A 15,379-nucleotide genomic window follows, 5' to 3' on the forward strand; every position below is an offset into this window, starting at 1 on the left:
AATTAATGCATATAAGATTGTAAAATAAGCGTAGCACTAACTTGATCGATGGTAGCTTTATCGCGTCTTTTTTTTCGTTTTAATCCACCATCAATCATGGTTTGAAAAGCCATTTTGGATGTAAAACGTTCGTCTTCTCTTTTTACTTGAATTTCTGGGAATTTAATTTCAAAATCTTCAATAAAAAATTGAATATTTTTTTCGATAGGCAAAGGGATTCCGTCGGCATGCGTAGGTTGACCAACTACCAACTCTTCTACTTTTTCTTTATTGAAGTAATCTTCTAAAAAAGACATTAAATCTTTGGTTAAAACCGTAGTTAAACCCGATGCGATTAAACGCAATTCGTCGGTAACAGCAATACCTGTTCGTTTCATTCCAAAATCGATAGCCATAATTCGACCCATCATCTAAATTTTATGCAAATGTAATACTTCTATCACAATTGTATAGATTTGCTATTTGAAGCTTTATATTTGCGAAAAAATTGAAGATGCAAGATTTACAAAATACCATACTACAAGCTTGGGAAAGCCGAGAACTTTTGAAAGATGAGCAAACCATTTCAGCAATCCGAGAAGCAATTGAACTTCTAGATCAAGGAAAATTACGTTGTGCAGAACCTACCGAAAAGGGTTGGCAAGTAAATGAATGGGTAAAAAAAGCCGTAGTCTTATATTTCCCGATTCAAAAAATGCAGACCATGGAAGCCGGCATTTTTGAATACCACGACAAAATGCCTTTAAAAACAGGCTACAAAGAACGTGGAATTCGGGTTGTACCCAATGCAGTTGCTCGCCACGGTGCTTACATCTCTAGCGGTGTGATTATGATGCCGAGTTATGTAAACATTGGTGCTTATGTAGATGAAGGCACCATGGTAGACACTTGGGCTACCGTAGGAAGTTGTGCACAAATCGGTAAAAACGTACATCTTTCTGGCGGTGTAGGAATCGGTGGTGTTTTAGAGCCACTTCAAGCTGCACCTGTTATTATAGAAGACAATGCTTTTTTGGGCTCAAGGTCTATTGTAGTAGAAGGTGTAAAAGTTGAAAAAGAAGCGGTTTTAGGAGCCAATGTGGTATTAACTGCTTCAACAAAAATTATAGATGTTACTGGAAACGAACCTAAAGAAATGAAAGGAATTGTTCCTGCTCGTTCAGTGGTAATTCCGGGTAGTTATACCAAACAATTTCCTGCTGGAGAATTTAATGTGCCTTGTGCGTTGATTATTGGGAAACGCAAAGAAAGCACCAATAAAAAAACATCTTTAAACGATGCATTGCGAACCTATGATGTAGCTGTTTAATCGAACTAATTTAACGATTTTTTAAAAAAGAAGGCAGCTTGGTCTCCTCTGCTTTCTTTATTTAAGTTTTGAGCTTTACGCTCATATTTTTTCTGTTGTATTTTAGATTTAGTAAAGTCTACTAATCCAATATTTTTCGACCTTCTTAAAGGTATATTCTTTATATATTTTTCACTTCCCGTAAACTGAAAATGATAAGAATCGTAAACACACTTAAAAAGTTTTAATTTACACTTTTTACCTAGCAATTTAATGCTTTTGTAAGAATGAAGTAATAAATGCCTTGGTGCATCCAGTTGCACCCAATTCACTCCATAATGTTCCCATGCATATGATGAAACGGTAGGAATTCTAATAATGCAAATCCCATCTGGTTCTAAGAGTTCATATACTTTATTTAAGAAATCTAATGGGTTTGGCACATGTTCAAAAGAGTGGTGAAAGGTAATTATATCCCAATAACCTCTTAAGTCGAAAATGGATGATTTTTCTATGGTTAATCCATTTTCATATTGTATTGTATTTTTTAAGAAAGGATCACATCCTTTAATATTTATAAAACCAGCTTCAGCTAAGGGGTACAAAAACTTCTTACCGCCTCCGCAACCAACATCTAAAATCTTTGTTTTTTTATCAATATTAAGGTCATTAAAAATAAAAAATTTATTTCCAGAAAATAATTTTAAAATAGCTTTTATGAGCTTAGGCCCTGTCCATAAATGCTGATAGCGTAGTTTATTGAGCCGCCCAACTATTCCCCTAAACTTTTTACCATTGTATTTACCAAAACTGTAATAATTATCTGGATAATACTTATTTAATTTATTAGGAACTTCATCTATTTGCAAGCAACCACAATCTGTACATTGAAAATAAGTAAACTCATCTCTAAAACCAAACATCATTTCTTTAACTAAAAATTGCTTGTGTTTTTTTGTACTAGTACATACTTTACATATGTGTTTTTTAGTAACATTATACATTAATATATTTTAATTTTTAGTACTTAACAGGCTTATTTTAAGCTTAAAATGCAATATAAATAAAATGGTTTTATTTTTTCCAAAAACGATACTTCTTTTTCAATTCGTGTTTTTTATTAAATTTTGTCTGGAAAGCTTCTACTTCGTTCCACATTTGTGCAAATACTGCTTCGGGATTTTTTTGAATTAATTTCGCATATTCATCAGCCATGATTTTTACCATGTTGTAAGTAGGAGATAATCTTGCAAAATTTTTAAGTCGTTCTTCGTAAGTTAAAGTTTTAAACTGCATGCGATTTAAATCGACTAAATAAAAAGCATAATTTCCATATCCTAGTTTTTCAATTAAGGTATTTCCTGGTGAATGATCCAAGAAAAAAACGCCTTGATTATGAAAATGAAAAGTAAAGGCGGTAAACTGTCGCAAAATTTCTTCCCGATTTGGATAATCCGGTAGTTCTATTAACTCTCTAAAAGTTAAATCATATGCTTGTTGTACACTTATATAGTAACTTTTAAGCAAACCAAAAGCATTAAATTTTTCTTGATAAGCAATGGGTTTCGGGGTTCCGACATTTTTTTCTAAAAGCATTTTTGCATATAAAAATGAACGTTCTGCTTTCGATTTTCTAAACCATCGATAAGCGATTCGGTTAACCAAATGCGGTGTTTTAAATCGTTTTATATTAATGGTTAATTGCTTTATTTGATGGGTTTTTAATTCATTTCTATTGCCTTTATAAATAGTTTCACCAACCACATCAAAATTATTGATGAAGCTTTTCACTTCGTGTTCTATATTTATAAATTCTTTCTGAATTTGAAAGTTTTTACCCATGCATGTTGTATCCTAAATGCAAATATACTTTTTTTTGGATGCTAAGCATCTTCAATTGGAAGGCTAACTATTATTGCTTTAAGAGTTTTATTTTTTCTCTAAATTTTATTTTGCTTCGTTTTAATAGTATTTTTGGCAAACTTGTATTTGTTATAAATTTAATTTACTGAAAACATAATTAATCTAATGATTCAACTTTCTGCTGTAATAATTACTTTTAATGAAGAAGAACATTTGGAAAAGTGTTTACAATCTATAATCGATGTTGCAGATGAAATTGTGGTAGTAGATTCCTATTCTACAGATCGCACTAAAGAGATTTGTCAAAAATTTAAAGTCAAATTCATCGAGCAAAAATTCCTTGGTTATTTAGAACAAAAAAACTTTGCCATTACACAAGCTTCAAACGATTATATCCTGTCGCTCGATGGTGATGAAGCACTTTCTGAAGACTTACAAAAATCAATCTTAAATTTAAAAAAGAATTGGGTTTACGATGGTTATTTTTGCAACCGCAGAAACAATTATGGTGGCTATTGGGTAAAACATTCGCATTGGTATCCCGATAAAAAATTACGCTTGTTTAAAAAAGGAAAAGGTGAATGGAGAGGTATTAATCCGCATGATTCTTACAAAGTATACAATTCAAAAAGTATTGGAAAAGTAGAAGGTGATATTTTACATTGGATTTACAGAGATTTTACAGAACATAACCAAAAAGTAGATCGATTTTCTACTATTTCAGCCAATGCATATTACCAACTTGGTAAAAAATCTTCTGTTTCCAAAATTGTTTTTAGACCTGCTTGGGCTTTTTTTAAAGCTTACTTTTTAAAACTTGGTGTTTTAGACGGTTTATATGGTTGGGTAATTTGCAAACAAGCTTATTACAACACTTTCCTTAAATATTTAAAATTATATGAGCTTCAACAAAAAAATAAACACTAAACTTTAGCTTAGACCATAGGCCTTATCTTAAACAACTACTTTGTTTTAATTTTTTCTTTAAAGCAACTTTAATACAAGCAAAATAATCTACAAAGCTGTAACTTTGCAAAAAAATTGAAATGCGCGAAGAAATCGAACAAACCATACAAGTGCTAAAGCGCGGTGGACTTATTTTATACCCAACCGATACCGTTTGGGGAATTGGATGCGATGCAACCAATGCCAACGCAGTAGATAAAGTACTTGCATTAAAAAAACGAGCTCAAGCAAAATCCTTAATTTGTTTGGTTAGCGATTTTAAAATGCTGAATCAATATGTAGAAGAAATTCCTGAAATGGCATACGATATTTTAAAATATGCCGACAAACCGACAACCATAATTTATCCTGACCCTATTCGTGTGGCTATGAATGTAATTAACGATGATAACACGCTTGGCATAAGGGTTTGTCGAAATGCATTTTGTAATAAATTACTGAAAAAATTTAGAAAACCCATTGTTTCTACATCTGCAAATTTTAGCGGCGAACCAACACCTATGCGTTTTAGTGAAATTAGCCAACGCATTAAAGATAGTGTAGATTATATAGTTGATTTTGATCGCAACCTTAAAAACGACAAGCCATCTACCATTATAAAACTAGATTTAGACGGAAAAGTACAAGTGATTAGAAAGTAAAGAATATGGCAATACCCAATTACAAAGAAGCCTTAACACATCCTATTTTTGAATTTATTACAGAAGCAGCAGACGAATTGAATTTGTCAACTTTTGTAATTGGTGGCTTTGTTAGAGATTTCTTTTTAAATCGTGGAAATAAAAATGATATTGATGTTGTTGCTGTAGGTAACGGAATTGAATTGGCAAAATTAGTTGCTGCTAAATTACCCAACAAACCTAAAGTACAAATTTTTAAAACTTATGGTACAGCCATGCTCAAAGCCTTTGATGCTGAAATTGAATTTGTAGGAGCTAGAAAAGAATCATACAACGAGAATTCTCGTAATCCAGAAGTAGAACAAGGGACATTGACAGACGATCAGAATCGTCGTGATTTTACCATTAATGCACTAGCGCTTCAACTGAATAGCGATGATTTGGGCAACTTATTAGACCCGTTTAATGGCATTTCAGATTTAGGACAAGAGTTAATTAAAACCCCATTAGACCCTGAACTTACTTATTCAGACGATCCGCTACGGATGATGCGCGCCATTCGCTTTGCAAGTCAGTTAAACTTCAAAATTGAATTGCAATCTTTAAATGCAATTACCACAAATGCAAACCGCATAAAAATCGTTTCTAAAGAACGCATCATGACGGAATTCAACAAAATTATGTTGAGTGAAGTTCCTTCTGTGGGTTTAAAGTTATTACACAAAACCAAATTACTTCATTCCATTTTACCAGAGCTGTTAGCTTTAAAAGGTATCGATGAAATTGATGGCCAACGCCATAAAGATAACTTCTGGCATACCTTAGAAGTAGTAGATAATATAGCTAAAGAAACTGACGATTTATGGCTTCGTTGGGCAGCATTACTTCACGATATTGGAAAAGCACCTACCAAAAAATTTACTAAAAGAAACGGCTGGACTTTCCATGGACATGAATTTATGGGCGCTAAAATGGTGTTTCAAATTTTTAAACGCTTAAAGCTTCCGCTGAACGATAAAATGAAGTTTGTACAAAAATTGGTCTTGCTAAGTTCTAGACCTATTGCGGTTGTAGATGAAGAAACAACCGATTCGGCAGTTAGAAGATTAATTTTTGATGCTGGCGATTACCTAGAAGATTTAATGATGCTTTGCGAAGCAGATATTACCACCAAAAATCCTAAGCGTTTTAAAAAATACCACAACAACTTCAAAAAAGTTCGGCAAAAAATAAAAGAAGTAGAAGAACGAGACCATGTGCGTAACTTTCAACCACCTATTTCAGGTACAGAAATTATTGAATGGTTCGATTTAAACCCAGGTAAAGAAGTTGGTCAATTGAAATCTACAGTTAAAGAAGCTATTTTAGATGGAAAAATCCCTAATGAATATGAAGCTGCAAAAAACTATATTTTTCAACAAGCAGAAGACTTAGGATATAATGTGAAGAAAAGAGAAGATGTATAGAAAATGGATTAAAATTTCGCTAATAATTATTTATTTAGTTATCGTTGCTGGTGCGGTTGTGCGTATGACGGGCAGCGGAATGGGTTGTCCTGATTGGCCTAAATGTTTCGGATATTTAATTCCTCCAACCCAAGAAGCTAAAATAACCTGGCAAGCCAATCAAGATTATTTTAAAGGACAAATTATTGTGTATGGTGAAGCTTTAAAAGTAGCCCAAACCAATTTTACTTCTGGAAAAGATTTTAATCTAAACAACTGGAAAAAATACGAAAAACACTCCTACTCTACCTTTAATGCAACCCACACTTGGATTGAATACATAAACCGTTTACTTGGTGCTTTATCGGGTTTAGCGGTCTTAATAATGGCTTTACTTTCTATTAAAAAATGGAAAGTAAGAAAACGCATTACGCTAGTTTCATTTTTCACCTTAGGTTTATTGTTATTTCAAGCTTGGCTGGGAGCAACTGTAGTATATTCAGAATTATTGCCTTCCAGAATAACCATGCATATGTTGGTTGCCTTAATCATTACCGCTTTATTAATTTACTTGCTCAATGCAACAAGTATTGATAATCGTTTACACCGCGCAAGCGCAAGGTTTAGAAGTTTATTAGGTATTGGCATTTTACTTTCGTTAATTCAAGTAGCCTTAGGAACACAAGTGCGCCAAAGTGTAGACGAAATGGTTCGAGCAATGGGAAGTAATGGAAAAAGCGAATGGCTATTAGACCCAGGTATTAAATTTTATATTCATCGCTCATTTTCAATAATTGTTGTTTTAATTAACTTGGGAATTTGGTATATCAACAAAAAGAAAAACTTAGGATTTAATTGGACTAATGCATTAATTTTACTTGTAATTGTTGAAGTTTTATCAGGTATGGCTATGTATTATCTAGATTTTCTTTTTGGCATGCAAGCTTTACATTTAGTCATGGCAGCTCTATTTTTTGGGGTACAATTTTATATCTTTATGCAAGCACAAAAAGCACAACTGAAATCAGCATAATTTTCAAAAACAAAACAAATTAAGATGAAAATTTTTAGAATACGAGCAATATTAGATGTATTGGATGATGTTTTTCGAGATATCGAAATAAAAGAAGACAATACTTTAGAAGATTTACACAATGTAATTAACCAGTCTTTTGGATTTGATGGTACCGAAATGGCATCCTTTTATATCGCCAATGAAGAATGGAATCAAGGCGAAGAAATTGTACTGTTCGATGTGAGTGAAGGCAGAAGTAGTACGAGATTAATGAATGAAACTAAACTAACCGATGTACTTTCAAAATCGCAAACTAAATTGATTTATGTGTACGATTTTTTAAATATGTGGACTTTTTATGTTGAATTGGGAGATATTGCTACGCCTGTAGATACCACCGACTATCCAAATTTACTTTTTGCGCAAGGACAATTGCCAGACTCACCTCCAGAAAAACAATTTGAAGCTGAAAAGTTAGATGACTTTGATGATGAGTTGAAGGATGATTTTGATAATGAAGACTTTGAAAATTTAGATGATTTCGACTTTGACCAAAATTGGAATTAGGTAAATTATTTTTTATACAGTCATTTGTTTCTTCTAAGTTATGCTTCGGTATAAATGCTATATTTGTGCAAAATTCAAGAATAGATGATTAACTTATTTTCAGCTCAAATAGAAAGCCTATCCGTTCACCGTGTAGGAAACAAAAGTAGAAACGAAAACCTATTTATATCTAAAGAAGCTTATCCACTTTCAGATGAATTAAATCCGCTAATTAAAGAGTACTTTTTAAAATCTTTTCGCGATAAAGAAGAAAATTATTATCAATTTGTGCATGAAACTGATTTAGAATTTCATGCCTTATACAATTTAGTAAAAGAGATTTTTTTGAATCCACTGCAAGCGCACGAAGTTTCGAAAAAAATAACTACTTTGTTGTACGAACAATCGCTTCATCAACATATAAAAGGTGGTGAAGTGTACGTTACTTATTTTGAAAATGTAATTATCGATAACGAAAAAGTAGATGCAGTTGGTATTTTTAAATCTGAATTAAAACACGATTTTCTTCAATTTAATGAGAAAGAAAACAACTTAGACATCATCCTGCAACAAGGTGTTTATTTGAATAAGCTAGATAAAGGCGCACTCATCATTAATAAAGAAGATGACAAAGGCTATAAAATTTTATCGGTAGATTCTAATAAATACGATACAAAATATTGGCTAGAAAGTTTCTTGGGAGTTGACTTCTTTCAAGATGAAAATTTTTACACCAAGAAGTATTTAAAATTTTGTGAGAACTTTGCTAAAGATGTGGTTTTGCCTGCCGAAGATAAGCAACAAGAAGTGTTATTTATGAATCGTGCCATGAATCATTTTGCCAGTAATGATGATTTTGATGAACAAAAATTTATTGGTGAAGTTATTGAAAATCCAGATTTACAACCTGAGTTTAAACACTACAAAGAACAACAAGGCAATAAATATAATATTGAAGATTTAGCCAATTTTCCGATTTCAAATTCTGCGGTTACTGATGCCCGAAAAAAGGTGAAAAGTGTCATCAATTTAGATACGCATGTGCAAATTAAAATGGATTTTGTAAGTGGTGAAAGCGCTGAAAAATTCATAGAAAAAGGTTGGGACGAGGAAAGACAGATGTACTATTATTTGGTGTATTTTAATAAAGAAGAGAAGAAGTAAGGGAATTCTGATTTACGATTTTTGATTTAAGATTGACAATTTAGTTTTTTTTGATTTTTGATTTGAAAATTTGATGATTGGTTTTCAGTTTTAGTTTAGCATAATAGGTAGAAGGTAATATTAGTGATGTATGCACTAGATTTTATTTGATTTAAAAATTAAACATCAAAATAATATAGAATTAAGCTAAACTATTTGCTCAATCTCAAAAGAAGTATTTCTAAAATTTATTTTTTTTCCTTTCGCTTTTCCTAATAATTCCTGTGCAATGGGTGTTTGTTTAGAAATGGCATAAAATGAAAAATCACCCAAATGAATTTCGCCTAAACTCACCGAAATAAAATAGTTGAATTGACTAGTTTGTAAAAAGCTTCCCAATTGAATTCGTCGATGCTTTTGCTCAGTAGAAATTGCATTTAAAAAAGCTTGTAATTGTTCTAATTCTAAAAGTTGTTTTCCCAATTTTTCACGTTCAATTTGTAACATAGCTCGTCCTGTTTCATATTTATCACCCGCGCTACTTTTAGTTTCGTTAGCTAAATCTTGTTGAATTTGATTTAATTCTCTTTGGCAAATTTGCATTTTAGCTTGTACTTTTTCTAGACAAGCTGCTTTTGCTTCTATTTTGGTGTTTAGTTTTAAATGCATTTTTTTAATTGAAATTTTAGTTTATACAAAGTTTGTAAAGAAGGAAAAGCTAAGAGTCATAAAATTTTGATTATCAGAAACATAAAAACCAACCTTCTTTGCAAAATGTTTTAGGGTCTCTGGATGAAAAGTATTCACAAATTAGAGATAATAAAAATACTTATATTTTAATTTACTGAACTCATATTTTTTCGCAACTATTCATCATTTTTCAAAACTAATTTATAATTTCTAATTCAAAATTTATAATTTAAAACCTCATTCCATTAAATTAGCTAAATCTTTTCCAATTTGGCTTCCAATTGCTACGCCCATTCCGCCTAAGCGAACTGCACAGTACACCTTGTTTTTAACTTGTTTTACGATGGGTTTTTTCTGTTTGCCTACACCCAAAATACCACTCCAACGTTGGTCAATTTCAACTTCTCGATTGGGTAAAATTACGTTTTTTAGCAAATCTTCTAGAGCTGTTTGAATAGCTTCTGTGGTGCCCATTTTTGAAGTAGTTTCTCCTGCTTTATCTATATTTCGGCCGCCACCTAATAAAATACGATTGTGAATATTTCTAAAATAGTAAAAACCTTCATCTAAATGAAATGATCCTTTAATATGTAAATTTTCAATAGGTTGAGTAATTACTACTTGATTTCGAGCAGGAGTAACCTCCACATCTAACAATTCACTTGCAAAAGCATTGGTAGCTACAAAAAGTTGTTTCGCTTTAAAACTAAAGTTTTTTAAATGAATTTCGACTGCATTGGTTTCATTTATAACCGACTTAACTTCAACCGAATTCAATATCAAAATTCCTTGACTTTGTACTTTCTTCAACAAAGCTTGCATCATTTTACCGGTATCGATTTGGCCTTCAAAAGCATTAAAAATTTGATGTGGAATAGTTTTATTAAATGCAAAAGTATCAGGTTTCAAATGAAAGACATTTTCTTTGAAAACAGGATAAAGCAATTCATTTAGATAAGGAATTTGCTGCTTACAATTTTCAAAAAGTGAATCATCTTCTTTCAAAAAAACTTCATAACCACCTTGTTGATCGTAATCGATCTGTTTTTCACCTAAAGTAGTTTTTAATAATTCCAGTCCTGCAACGCGTTGTTTTACCAAATCTACCACTTCATTTTCGCTGTGATTTTTTAAATCTGAAAGCAATTCGCTTACACTACCAAAACAGGCGAAACCTGCATTTTTAGTACTGGCTCCTTGTGGTAAAATTCCTTTTTCTAGAATTAAAATATTAGCTGCAGGATGCTTTTTTTTCAATTGAAGCGCGCAAGATAAGCCAACGATTCCGCTGCCAATAATGCAAAAACCTACATTAATAAACCAAGATTTTTGTTCCCAATAGGATAAATTCAATTTGAATAATTTTCAACAAAGATAAGTTAGTCAACTCCAATTTTTGCTTTTTAGTTAAATGAGTCTGGATATGGTCTAAAAAATAGATGATTTGTGTATTTTCAACATCAAAATAATCCGTCATGAAGATCGTTCACACCGCCGACTGGCATATTGGCAAAAAGCTACATAAACAAGACTTAGCTGAAGATTTTGAGCTTTTCATCAATTGGCTTTGCCTAAGAATTGAAGATCAAAAAATAGATGTTTTGTTAATTTCAGGCGACGTTTTTGATTTGGCAAATCCTTCAAACGAAGCTAAAAGTTTATATTATCAATCATTATTGAAGTTGAAAAATTTGGGTTTACAAATCATCATCACGGGTGGAAACCACGACTCTCCAGCCATGCTTAATGCACCAAAATCTATTTTAGCTGAATTAAATGTACAAGTTTTTGGAAATCTCCCCAAAAAAATAGAAGATATTTTGGTGCCGATTTATAATGCTAAAAAAGAAGTAGAATTGGTTGTTGCTGCATTACCTTTTTTAAGAAACAAAGATTTACAAACTGCTGAAGTAGCTAAAAATTACGAAGAACGTTTACAAAATTTAAAGAAAGGAATTGCTAAATATTATACAAAGGCAGCTGAATTAGCTGAGCGCAATTATCCTAAAATTCCGTGTATTGCCATGGGGCATTTGTTTGCTCACGGGGTAAGTACTTCTGAAAGTGAACGCGACATTCAGATTGGTAATCAAGCAGCGGTAGAGTCGAGAGAATTTGGAAATTACTTTAAGTATGTGGCTTTAGGACACATCCACAAACCACAACAAGTAAAAGCAGAAATTCCGATACATTACAGTGGTTCGCCTATTCCACTCTCGTTTAGTGAACGTAAAGATGAAAAACGAATTTTAGTAATTAATACCGAAATTAGTTTTGAACCTACTTCCATTACAATTCCTGTATTTCGAAAACTAATTAAATTAAAAGGAAGTTTGAAGGACATTGAACTTAAATTGAATAAATTAGAAAAACATTCTAATCTAACACATTTTATTGAAATTGAATTGGTAGAAGAGAAATACAATCCGCAACTTATTTTTGAATTAAACAACTGCATCGAAAACTTTACAACAGAAGGCTACCAAATTGTAAAACACCGTATCCATTTTAAAGAAAAACAACAAAAATTAGGAGCACTTGCCAAACCCAACCAAAATCTAAGTGAATTAAAAACCAAAGATGTGTTTGAAAAACGATTGTTAGAAACTGAACTCAATCAAGAGCAAAAGTCGAATTTACTTTCCCTTCTTGAAAACATGCTACAAGAAATTGAAGAAACCAACTAACCATGAAAATTTTAGAAATTCGTTTTAAAAACATCAATTCGCTAAAAGGTGAACACCACATAAACTTTGAAGCAGAGCCGCTTCAATCGAACTCTTTATTTGCCATTACTGGACCAACAGGAAGCGGTAAAAGTACCTTGTTAGATGTTATTTGTTTGGCATTATTCAATCAAATTCCACGAATGAATAAAGTTTCGAAATCTGAATTAGCCAAAACAAAAGCAGTCATCACTCGACACCAAAAAGAAGCTTTTGCTGAAGTAATTTATGAATCTGCAGCGGGAAAATTTCTATCGCATTGGGATATTCAATACAACCGAAACGACAATTTAAATGATTACGAAATGCGAATTAAAGATTTGCATTCGAATGAAGAATTTGACTTAAAAAAGTCTGAAGTACCTGCTCAAAATGAAGCTTTAATCGGTTTAAGCTACAAACAATTTATCAAGTCTATTTTGTTGGCCCAAGGCGAATTTGCCAAATTTTTACAAGCCAAAGACAGTGAGCGAAAAAAAATATTAGAACAAATTACCGGCACCGAAATTTATCGAAAACTAGGTATGTTAGCATTTGAAAAAGCAAAGCACATACAAGATGCAATTAAAGAAAATAAACGCCGAATAGCGGACACCCAAGAAGAACTTTTAGGTAATAATGAAATTGATGAAAAAAAAGTAGCACATCAAAAATTAGAAGCTGAAAAAGAAAAACGAAGCAAAGAAAAAGAAGTTTTGTTACAGCAACAAAACCTGTTAAACGAGAAAAACAGACTTGCAAAAGACCTAGTTTCAACTAAAGAAGAAAGCTTCAAATTTGAAAATGAATTAAAGGTTTTTCTAAACGTTAATGAAGTTAAAATTCAAAAACATAGTAAAACACAAGCTTTTGCAGAAGAACTACAGCAGTGGAAAAACAAAAAAACAGAACTAGAAAGATTATATATTGAAACTGAACAGATTCAAAAAAACATATTACAACTTAAAAATGAAGAAGATAGCTTAATTAAAGCAATACAAAATATACTTCCGCATCAAATTGACTTAAAACAAGTAACTGCTCATTTGGAAGCTTTTCGAATAGAGGTAAATCGACTAACTCACCAACTAAATGATGTTAGGAAAGAATACAAATTACATTGGAATTCGTTAAAGAATGAACTACGAAAAGTGGATATCGAATTTAAAAATCAATCGCTTGAAGAAATTGAAATTGAATTAGACGAGAACTTGACTAGATGGAAAAAAGAAGAAAATAAGCTTCAATTACAAATTAAACAATTTGAAGCAAATTATGAGAAAATTGCTTCATCTGAAATTGCAGATTTATTAGAGAAAGCCATTGAAGCTAAACAACTTGAACCTGCCATATTCAAATTAAAAGCACAAACAGAAGAATACGAATTGCAAATTAAAAAATGCAATCAAGAATTAAAAGATTTGCCCAATCGATTAGAAAGTAAAATTAATCTAATTGAAAAAGAGCAACTCAAATTAGATGTAATTCAAGAAAAAAAACAACACCAACTAACTATCGCTAATTTGGATAAGTTACGCAGTTATTTACAAAATGGTGAAGCTTGTCCGTTGTGTGGGTCTGAAATGCATCCGTATGCGAAACATTTGCCAAAAATAGAAGATGATTTAGACCTTAAAATAAAGGAACAAAAACATAAGATTCAACAATTCGAAAAAGAGCGAAACACGCTCAATGAAGAACTAATAAGCTTACAAAACAAGCTCAAAACCAATCGGCAACAATTCCGTAAAACCAGTGAAGATTTAGCTACTGAACAACAAAAATGGGAAACCCATTACGCAGATTTAAGCAAGCAAAAAGGAAAATTAAACTGGGAAGATTATGCACAGCAACTTAAAAAATACCAAAGCAATTTAGAGCAGATTAAAAAAAATAAAGAGAAAATTGAGCTATCTAGAAATGTTGCTGAAAAACTAAGTGAGTTACAAGAATTAACAAAACAAGGCACAGTTGCTAAAAATAAATTAAATTCAGTTTATGAAGGATCTGATATCGATCATGAAGTTGGAAAACTAAAGTCGAATTGGGATAAACTTTCTGAAAAAATTGAAGGTAAAAAAGAAACAAAACTTCGATTAAAAAACAAACACAAAGAATTAGCTAATGAGTTTGATGTTTTTTCAAAACAATTAGAGAAAAAAGTAATTAGAAAAGGTTTTAAAAGCATCGATGCCAGTTTAGCTGCTAGATTAAGCGAGCAAGAATTTCAAAATTTACAGCATCAGCAACAAAAGTTAGCACAACAAGTTTCTGATGCAAAAGCCAAAATACAGCATATAGAGAAAGAGTTGACCACTATTTCGCAAAAAATAAAAGCGACATCTATGGATGAACTTCAAGGAGATATAACTCGAATTACAGAAGAAATTCAAGAAATTGAAGAAAGCAGCAAAAGGTTATTTAGCGAACTTGAGCGACAAAAAGAAAAACTTGAACGCATTTCAGCACTTCAAAAAGCAATTAAAAAAACACAAAAAGGAAACGAATACTGGCTGCTTATGGCCGAATTAATCGGTGATGCTGAAGGCAAAAAATTTAATGATTTTGCACAGGATTTAAGTTTAGAGCATTTATTAAGCATGGCAAATGTTCAATTAAAAGAGCTAAACGATCGCTACCAATTAGATCGCCCAAGCCCAGATGAAGGAAGCGATTTAGTAGTTATAGATTTCCATATGGGTAGCGAACGCCGTTCGGTGCGAACACTTTCTGGCGGAGAAACTTTTGTGGTCAGTTTAGCCTTGGCTTTAGCACTTTCCGATTTAGCTTCTAAAAATGTGCAAATCGATAGTTTGTTCATTGATGAAGGTTTTGGCACACTAGACCCAGAAACTTTAGATCAAACTTTGGACACCTTAGAACGCTTACAAGCCGAAAGCAATAAAACCATCGGCATAATTAGCCACGTTGAAGCTTTAAAAGAACGCATCCAAACCCAGATTAAATTAAGCAAAAACGGCCAAGGCTATTCTAGTTTAGAAGTGATTTAGGGATTGCTGATTGTTGATTGCAGATTGATGATTGGGGATTGGTAAATTCAAATCGGAAATCGGAAATCCCAAATCCTAAAGTCATAA

The 15,379-nt window shown here is 32.1% G+C and carries 14 protein-coding genes; 9 read left to right on the top strand and 5 right to left on the bottom strand.

What is annotated here, in order from left to right; all coding sequences use genetic code 11:
* Positions 1-2 precede the first annotated feature (2 nt).
* Positions 3-407, bottom strand: coding sequence for a Holliday junction resolvase RuvX (gene ruvX / locus IEV63_RS06100; RefSeq protein WP_188405991.1), 405 nt, complete (start codon positions 405-407; stop codon positions 3-5).
* 86 nt (positions 408-493) lie between these two features.
* Between ruvX and IEV63_RS06105 the strand changes: the two genes are divergently transcribed.
* Positions 494-1,309, top strand: coding sequence for a 2,3,4,5-tetrahydropyridine-2,6-dicarboxylate N-succinyltransferase (locus IEV63_RS06105; protein WP_188405904.1), 816 nt, complete (start codon positions 494-496; stop codon positions 1,307-1,309).
* A 5-nt stretch (positions 1,310-1,314) separates the two neighbouring features.
* Here IEV63_RS06105 and IEV63_RS06110 read toward each other — a convergent pair whose 3' ends face one another.
* Both IEV63_RS06110 and IEV63_RS06115 read right to left on the bottom strand, forming a co-directional pair.
* Positions 1,315-2,292: a class I SAM-dependent methyltransferase gene (locus IEV63_RS06110; RefSeq protein ID WP_188405905.1), complete on the bottom strand. Its 978-nt coding sequence runs from the start codon at positions 2,290-2,292 to the stop codon at positions 1,315-1,317.
* 70 nt (positions 2,293-2,362) lie between these two features.
* Entirely contained in the window at positions 2,363-3,130 is a 768-nt protein-coding gene (locus tag IEV63_RS06115) for a lipopolysaccharide kinase InaA family protein (protein ID WP_188405906.1), read from the bottom strand.
* Between the two features lie 186 nt (positions 3,131-3,316).
* On the opposite strand from IEV63_RS06115, the gene IEV63_RS06120 reads away from it, so the two are divergent.
* From IEV63_RS06120 to IEV63_RS06145, 6 genes are all read left to right on the top strand, one after another.
* Positions 3,317-4,078: a glycosyltransferase family 2 protein gene (locus tag IEV63_RS06120; protein WP_188405907.1), complete on the top strand. Its 762-nt coding sequence runs from the start codon at positions 3,317-3,319 to the stop codon at positions 4,076-4,078.
* A gap of 119 nt (positions 4,079-4,197) precedes the next feature.
* The gene (locus IEV63_RS06125; RefSeq protein ID WP_188405908.1) at positions 4,198-4,758 is read left to right on the top strand and encodes an L-threonylcarbamoyladenylate synthase; all 561 of its coding nucleotides are present in this window, start codon (positions 4,198-4,200) and stop codon (positions 4,756-4,758) included.
* Between the two features lie 5 nt (positions 4,759-4,763).
* Positions 4,764-6,203: a CCA tRNA nucleotidyltransferase gene (locus tag IEV63_RS06130; RefSeq protein ID WP_188405909.1), complete on the top strand. Its 1,440-nt coding sequence runs from the start codon at positions 4,764-4,766 to the stop codon at positions 6,201-6,203.
* A complete protein-coding gene (locus IEV63_RS06135) occupies positions 6,196-7,215 on the top strand; it encodes a COX15/CtaA family protein (protein ID WP_188405910.1) in 1,020 nt (339 codons plus the stop codon). The genes IEV63_RS06130 and IEV63_RS06135 overlap by 8 nt, the downstream gene beginning before the upstream one ends.
* A gap of 24 nt (positions 7,216-7,239) precedes the next feature.
* Entirely contained in the window at positions 7,240-7,764 is a 525-nt protein-coding gene (locus IEV63_RS06140) for an IS1096 element passenger TnpR family protein (RefSeq protein WP_188405911.1), read from the top strand.
* An 84-nt stretch (positions 7,765-7,848) separates the two neighbouring features.
* Positions 7,849-8,907, top strand: coding sequence for a nucleoid-associated protein (locus tag IEV63_RS06145; protein WP_188405912.1), 1,059 nt, complete (start codon positions 7,849-7,851; stop codon positions 8,905-8,907).
* A 186-nt stretch (positions 8,908-9,093) separates the two neighbouring features.
* On the opposite strand, the gene IEV63_RS06150 is transcribed toward IEV63_RS06145, so the two are convergent.
* Positions 9,094-9,555: a hypothetical protein gene (locus IEV63_RS06150; protein ID WP_229737195.1), complete on the bottom strand. Its 462-nt coding sequence runs from the start codon at positions 9,553-9,555 to the stop codon at positions 9,094-9,096.
* A gap of 258 nt (positions 9,556-9,813) precedes the next feature.
* Entirely contained in the window at positions 9,814-10,929 is a 1,116-nt protein-coding gene (locus IEV63_RS06155) for an NAD(P)/FAD-dependent oxidoreductase (RefSeq protein ID WP_188405913.1), read from the bottom strand.
* Between the two features lie 122 nt (positions 10,930-11,051).
* On the opposite strand from IEV63_RS06155, the gene IEV63_RS06160 reads away from it, so the two are divergent.
* The gene (locus tag IEV63_RS06160; RefSeq protein WP_188405914.1) at positions 11,052-12,263 is read left to right on the top strand and encodes an exonuclease SbcCD subunit D C-terminal domain-containing protein; all 1,212 of its coding nucleotides are present in this window, start codon (positions 11,052-11,054) and stop codon (positions 12,261-12,263) included.
* A gap of 2 nt (positions 12,264-12,265) precedes the next feature.
* Positions 12,266-15,292 (top strand): AAA family ATPase, encoded by a 3,027-nt coding sequence (locus tag IEV63_RS06165; protein ID WP_188405915.1) that lies wholly within the window; start codon positions 12,266-12,268, stop codon positions 15,290-15,292.
* Positions 15,293-15,379: the final 87 nt, after the last annotated feature.

This window comes from Psychroflexus salis, assembly GCF_014640175.1.
Lineage (GTDB): Bacteria > Bacteroidota > Bacteroidia > Flavobacteriales > Flavobacteriaceae > Psychroflexus > Psychroflexus salis.

Coding starts and splice junctions, on each gene's coding strand:
- IEV63_RS06120 (WP_188405907.1), top strand. CDS start 3,317: ATGATTCAACTTTCTGCTGTAATAATTACTTTTAATGAAGAAGAACAT.
- IEV63_RS06105 (WP_188405904.1), top strand. CDS start 494: ATGCAAGATTTACAAAATACCATACTACAAGCTTGGGAAAGCCGAGAA.
- IEV63_RS06135 (WP_188405910.1), top strand. CDS start 6,196: ATGTATAGAAAATGGATTAAAATTTCGCTAATAATTATTTATTTAGTT.
- IEV63_RS06130 (WP_188405909.1), top strand. CDS start 4,764: ATGGCAATACCCAATTACAAAGAAGCCTTAACACATCCTATTTTTGAA.
- IEV63_RS06110 (WP_188405905.1), bottom strand. CDS start 2,292: ATGTATAATGTTACTAAAAAACACATATGTAAAGTATGTACTAGTACA.
- IEV63_RS06145 (WP_188405912.1), top strand. CDS start 7,849: ATGATTAACTTATTTTCAGCTCAAATAGAAAGCCTATCCGTTCACCGT.
- IEV63_RS06150 (WP_229737195.1), bottom strand. CDS start 9,555: ATGCATTTAAAACTAAACACCAAAATAGAAGCAAAAGCAGCTTGTCTA.
- IEV63_RS06115 (WP_188405906.1), bottom strand. CDS start 3,130: ATGGGTAAAAACTTTCAAATTCAGAAAGAATTTATAAATATAGAACAC.
- ruvX (WP_188405991.1), bottom strand. CDS start 407: ATGGGTCGAATTATGGCTATCGATTTTGGAATGAAACGAACAGGTATT.
- IEV63_RS06125 (WP_188405908.1), top strand. CDS start 4,198: ATGCGCGAAGAAATCGAACAAACCATACAAGTGCTAAAGCGCGGTGGA.
- IEV63_RS06140 (WP_188405911.1), top strand. CDS start 7,240: ATGAAAATTTTTAGAATACGAGCAATATTAGATGTATTGGATGATGTT.
- IEV63_RS06160 (WP_188405914.1), top strand. CDS start 11,052: ATGAAGATCGTTCACACCGCCGACTGGCATATTGGCAAAAAGCTACAT.
- IEV63_RS06165 (WP_188405915.1), top strand. CDS start 12,266: ATGAAAATTTTAGAAATTCGTTTTAAAAACATCAATTCGCTAAAAGGT.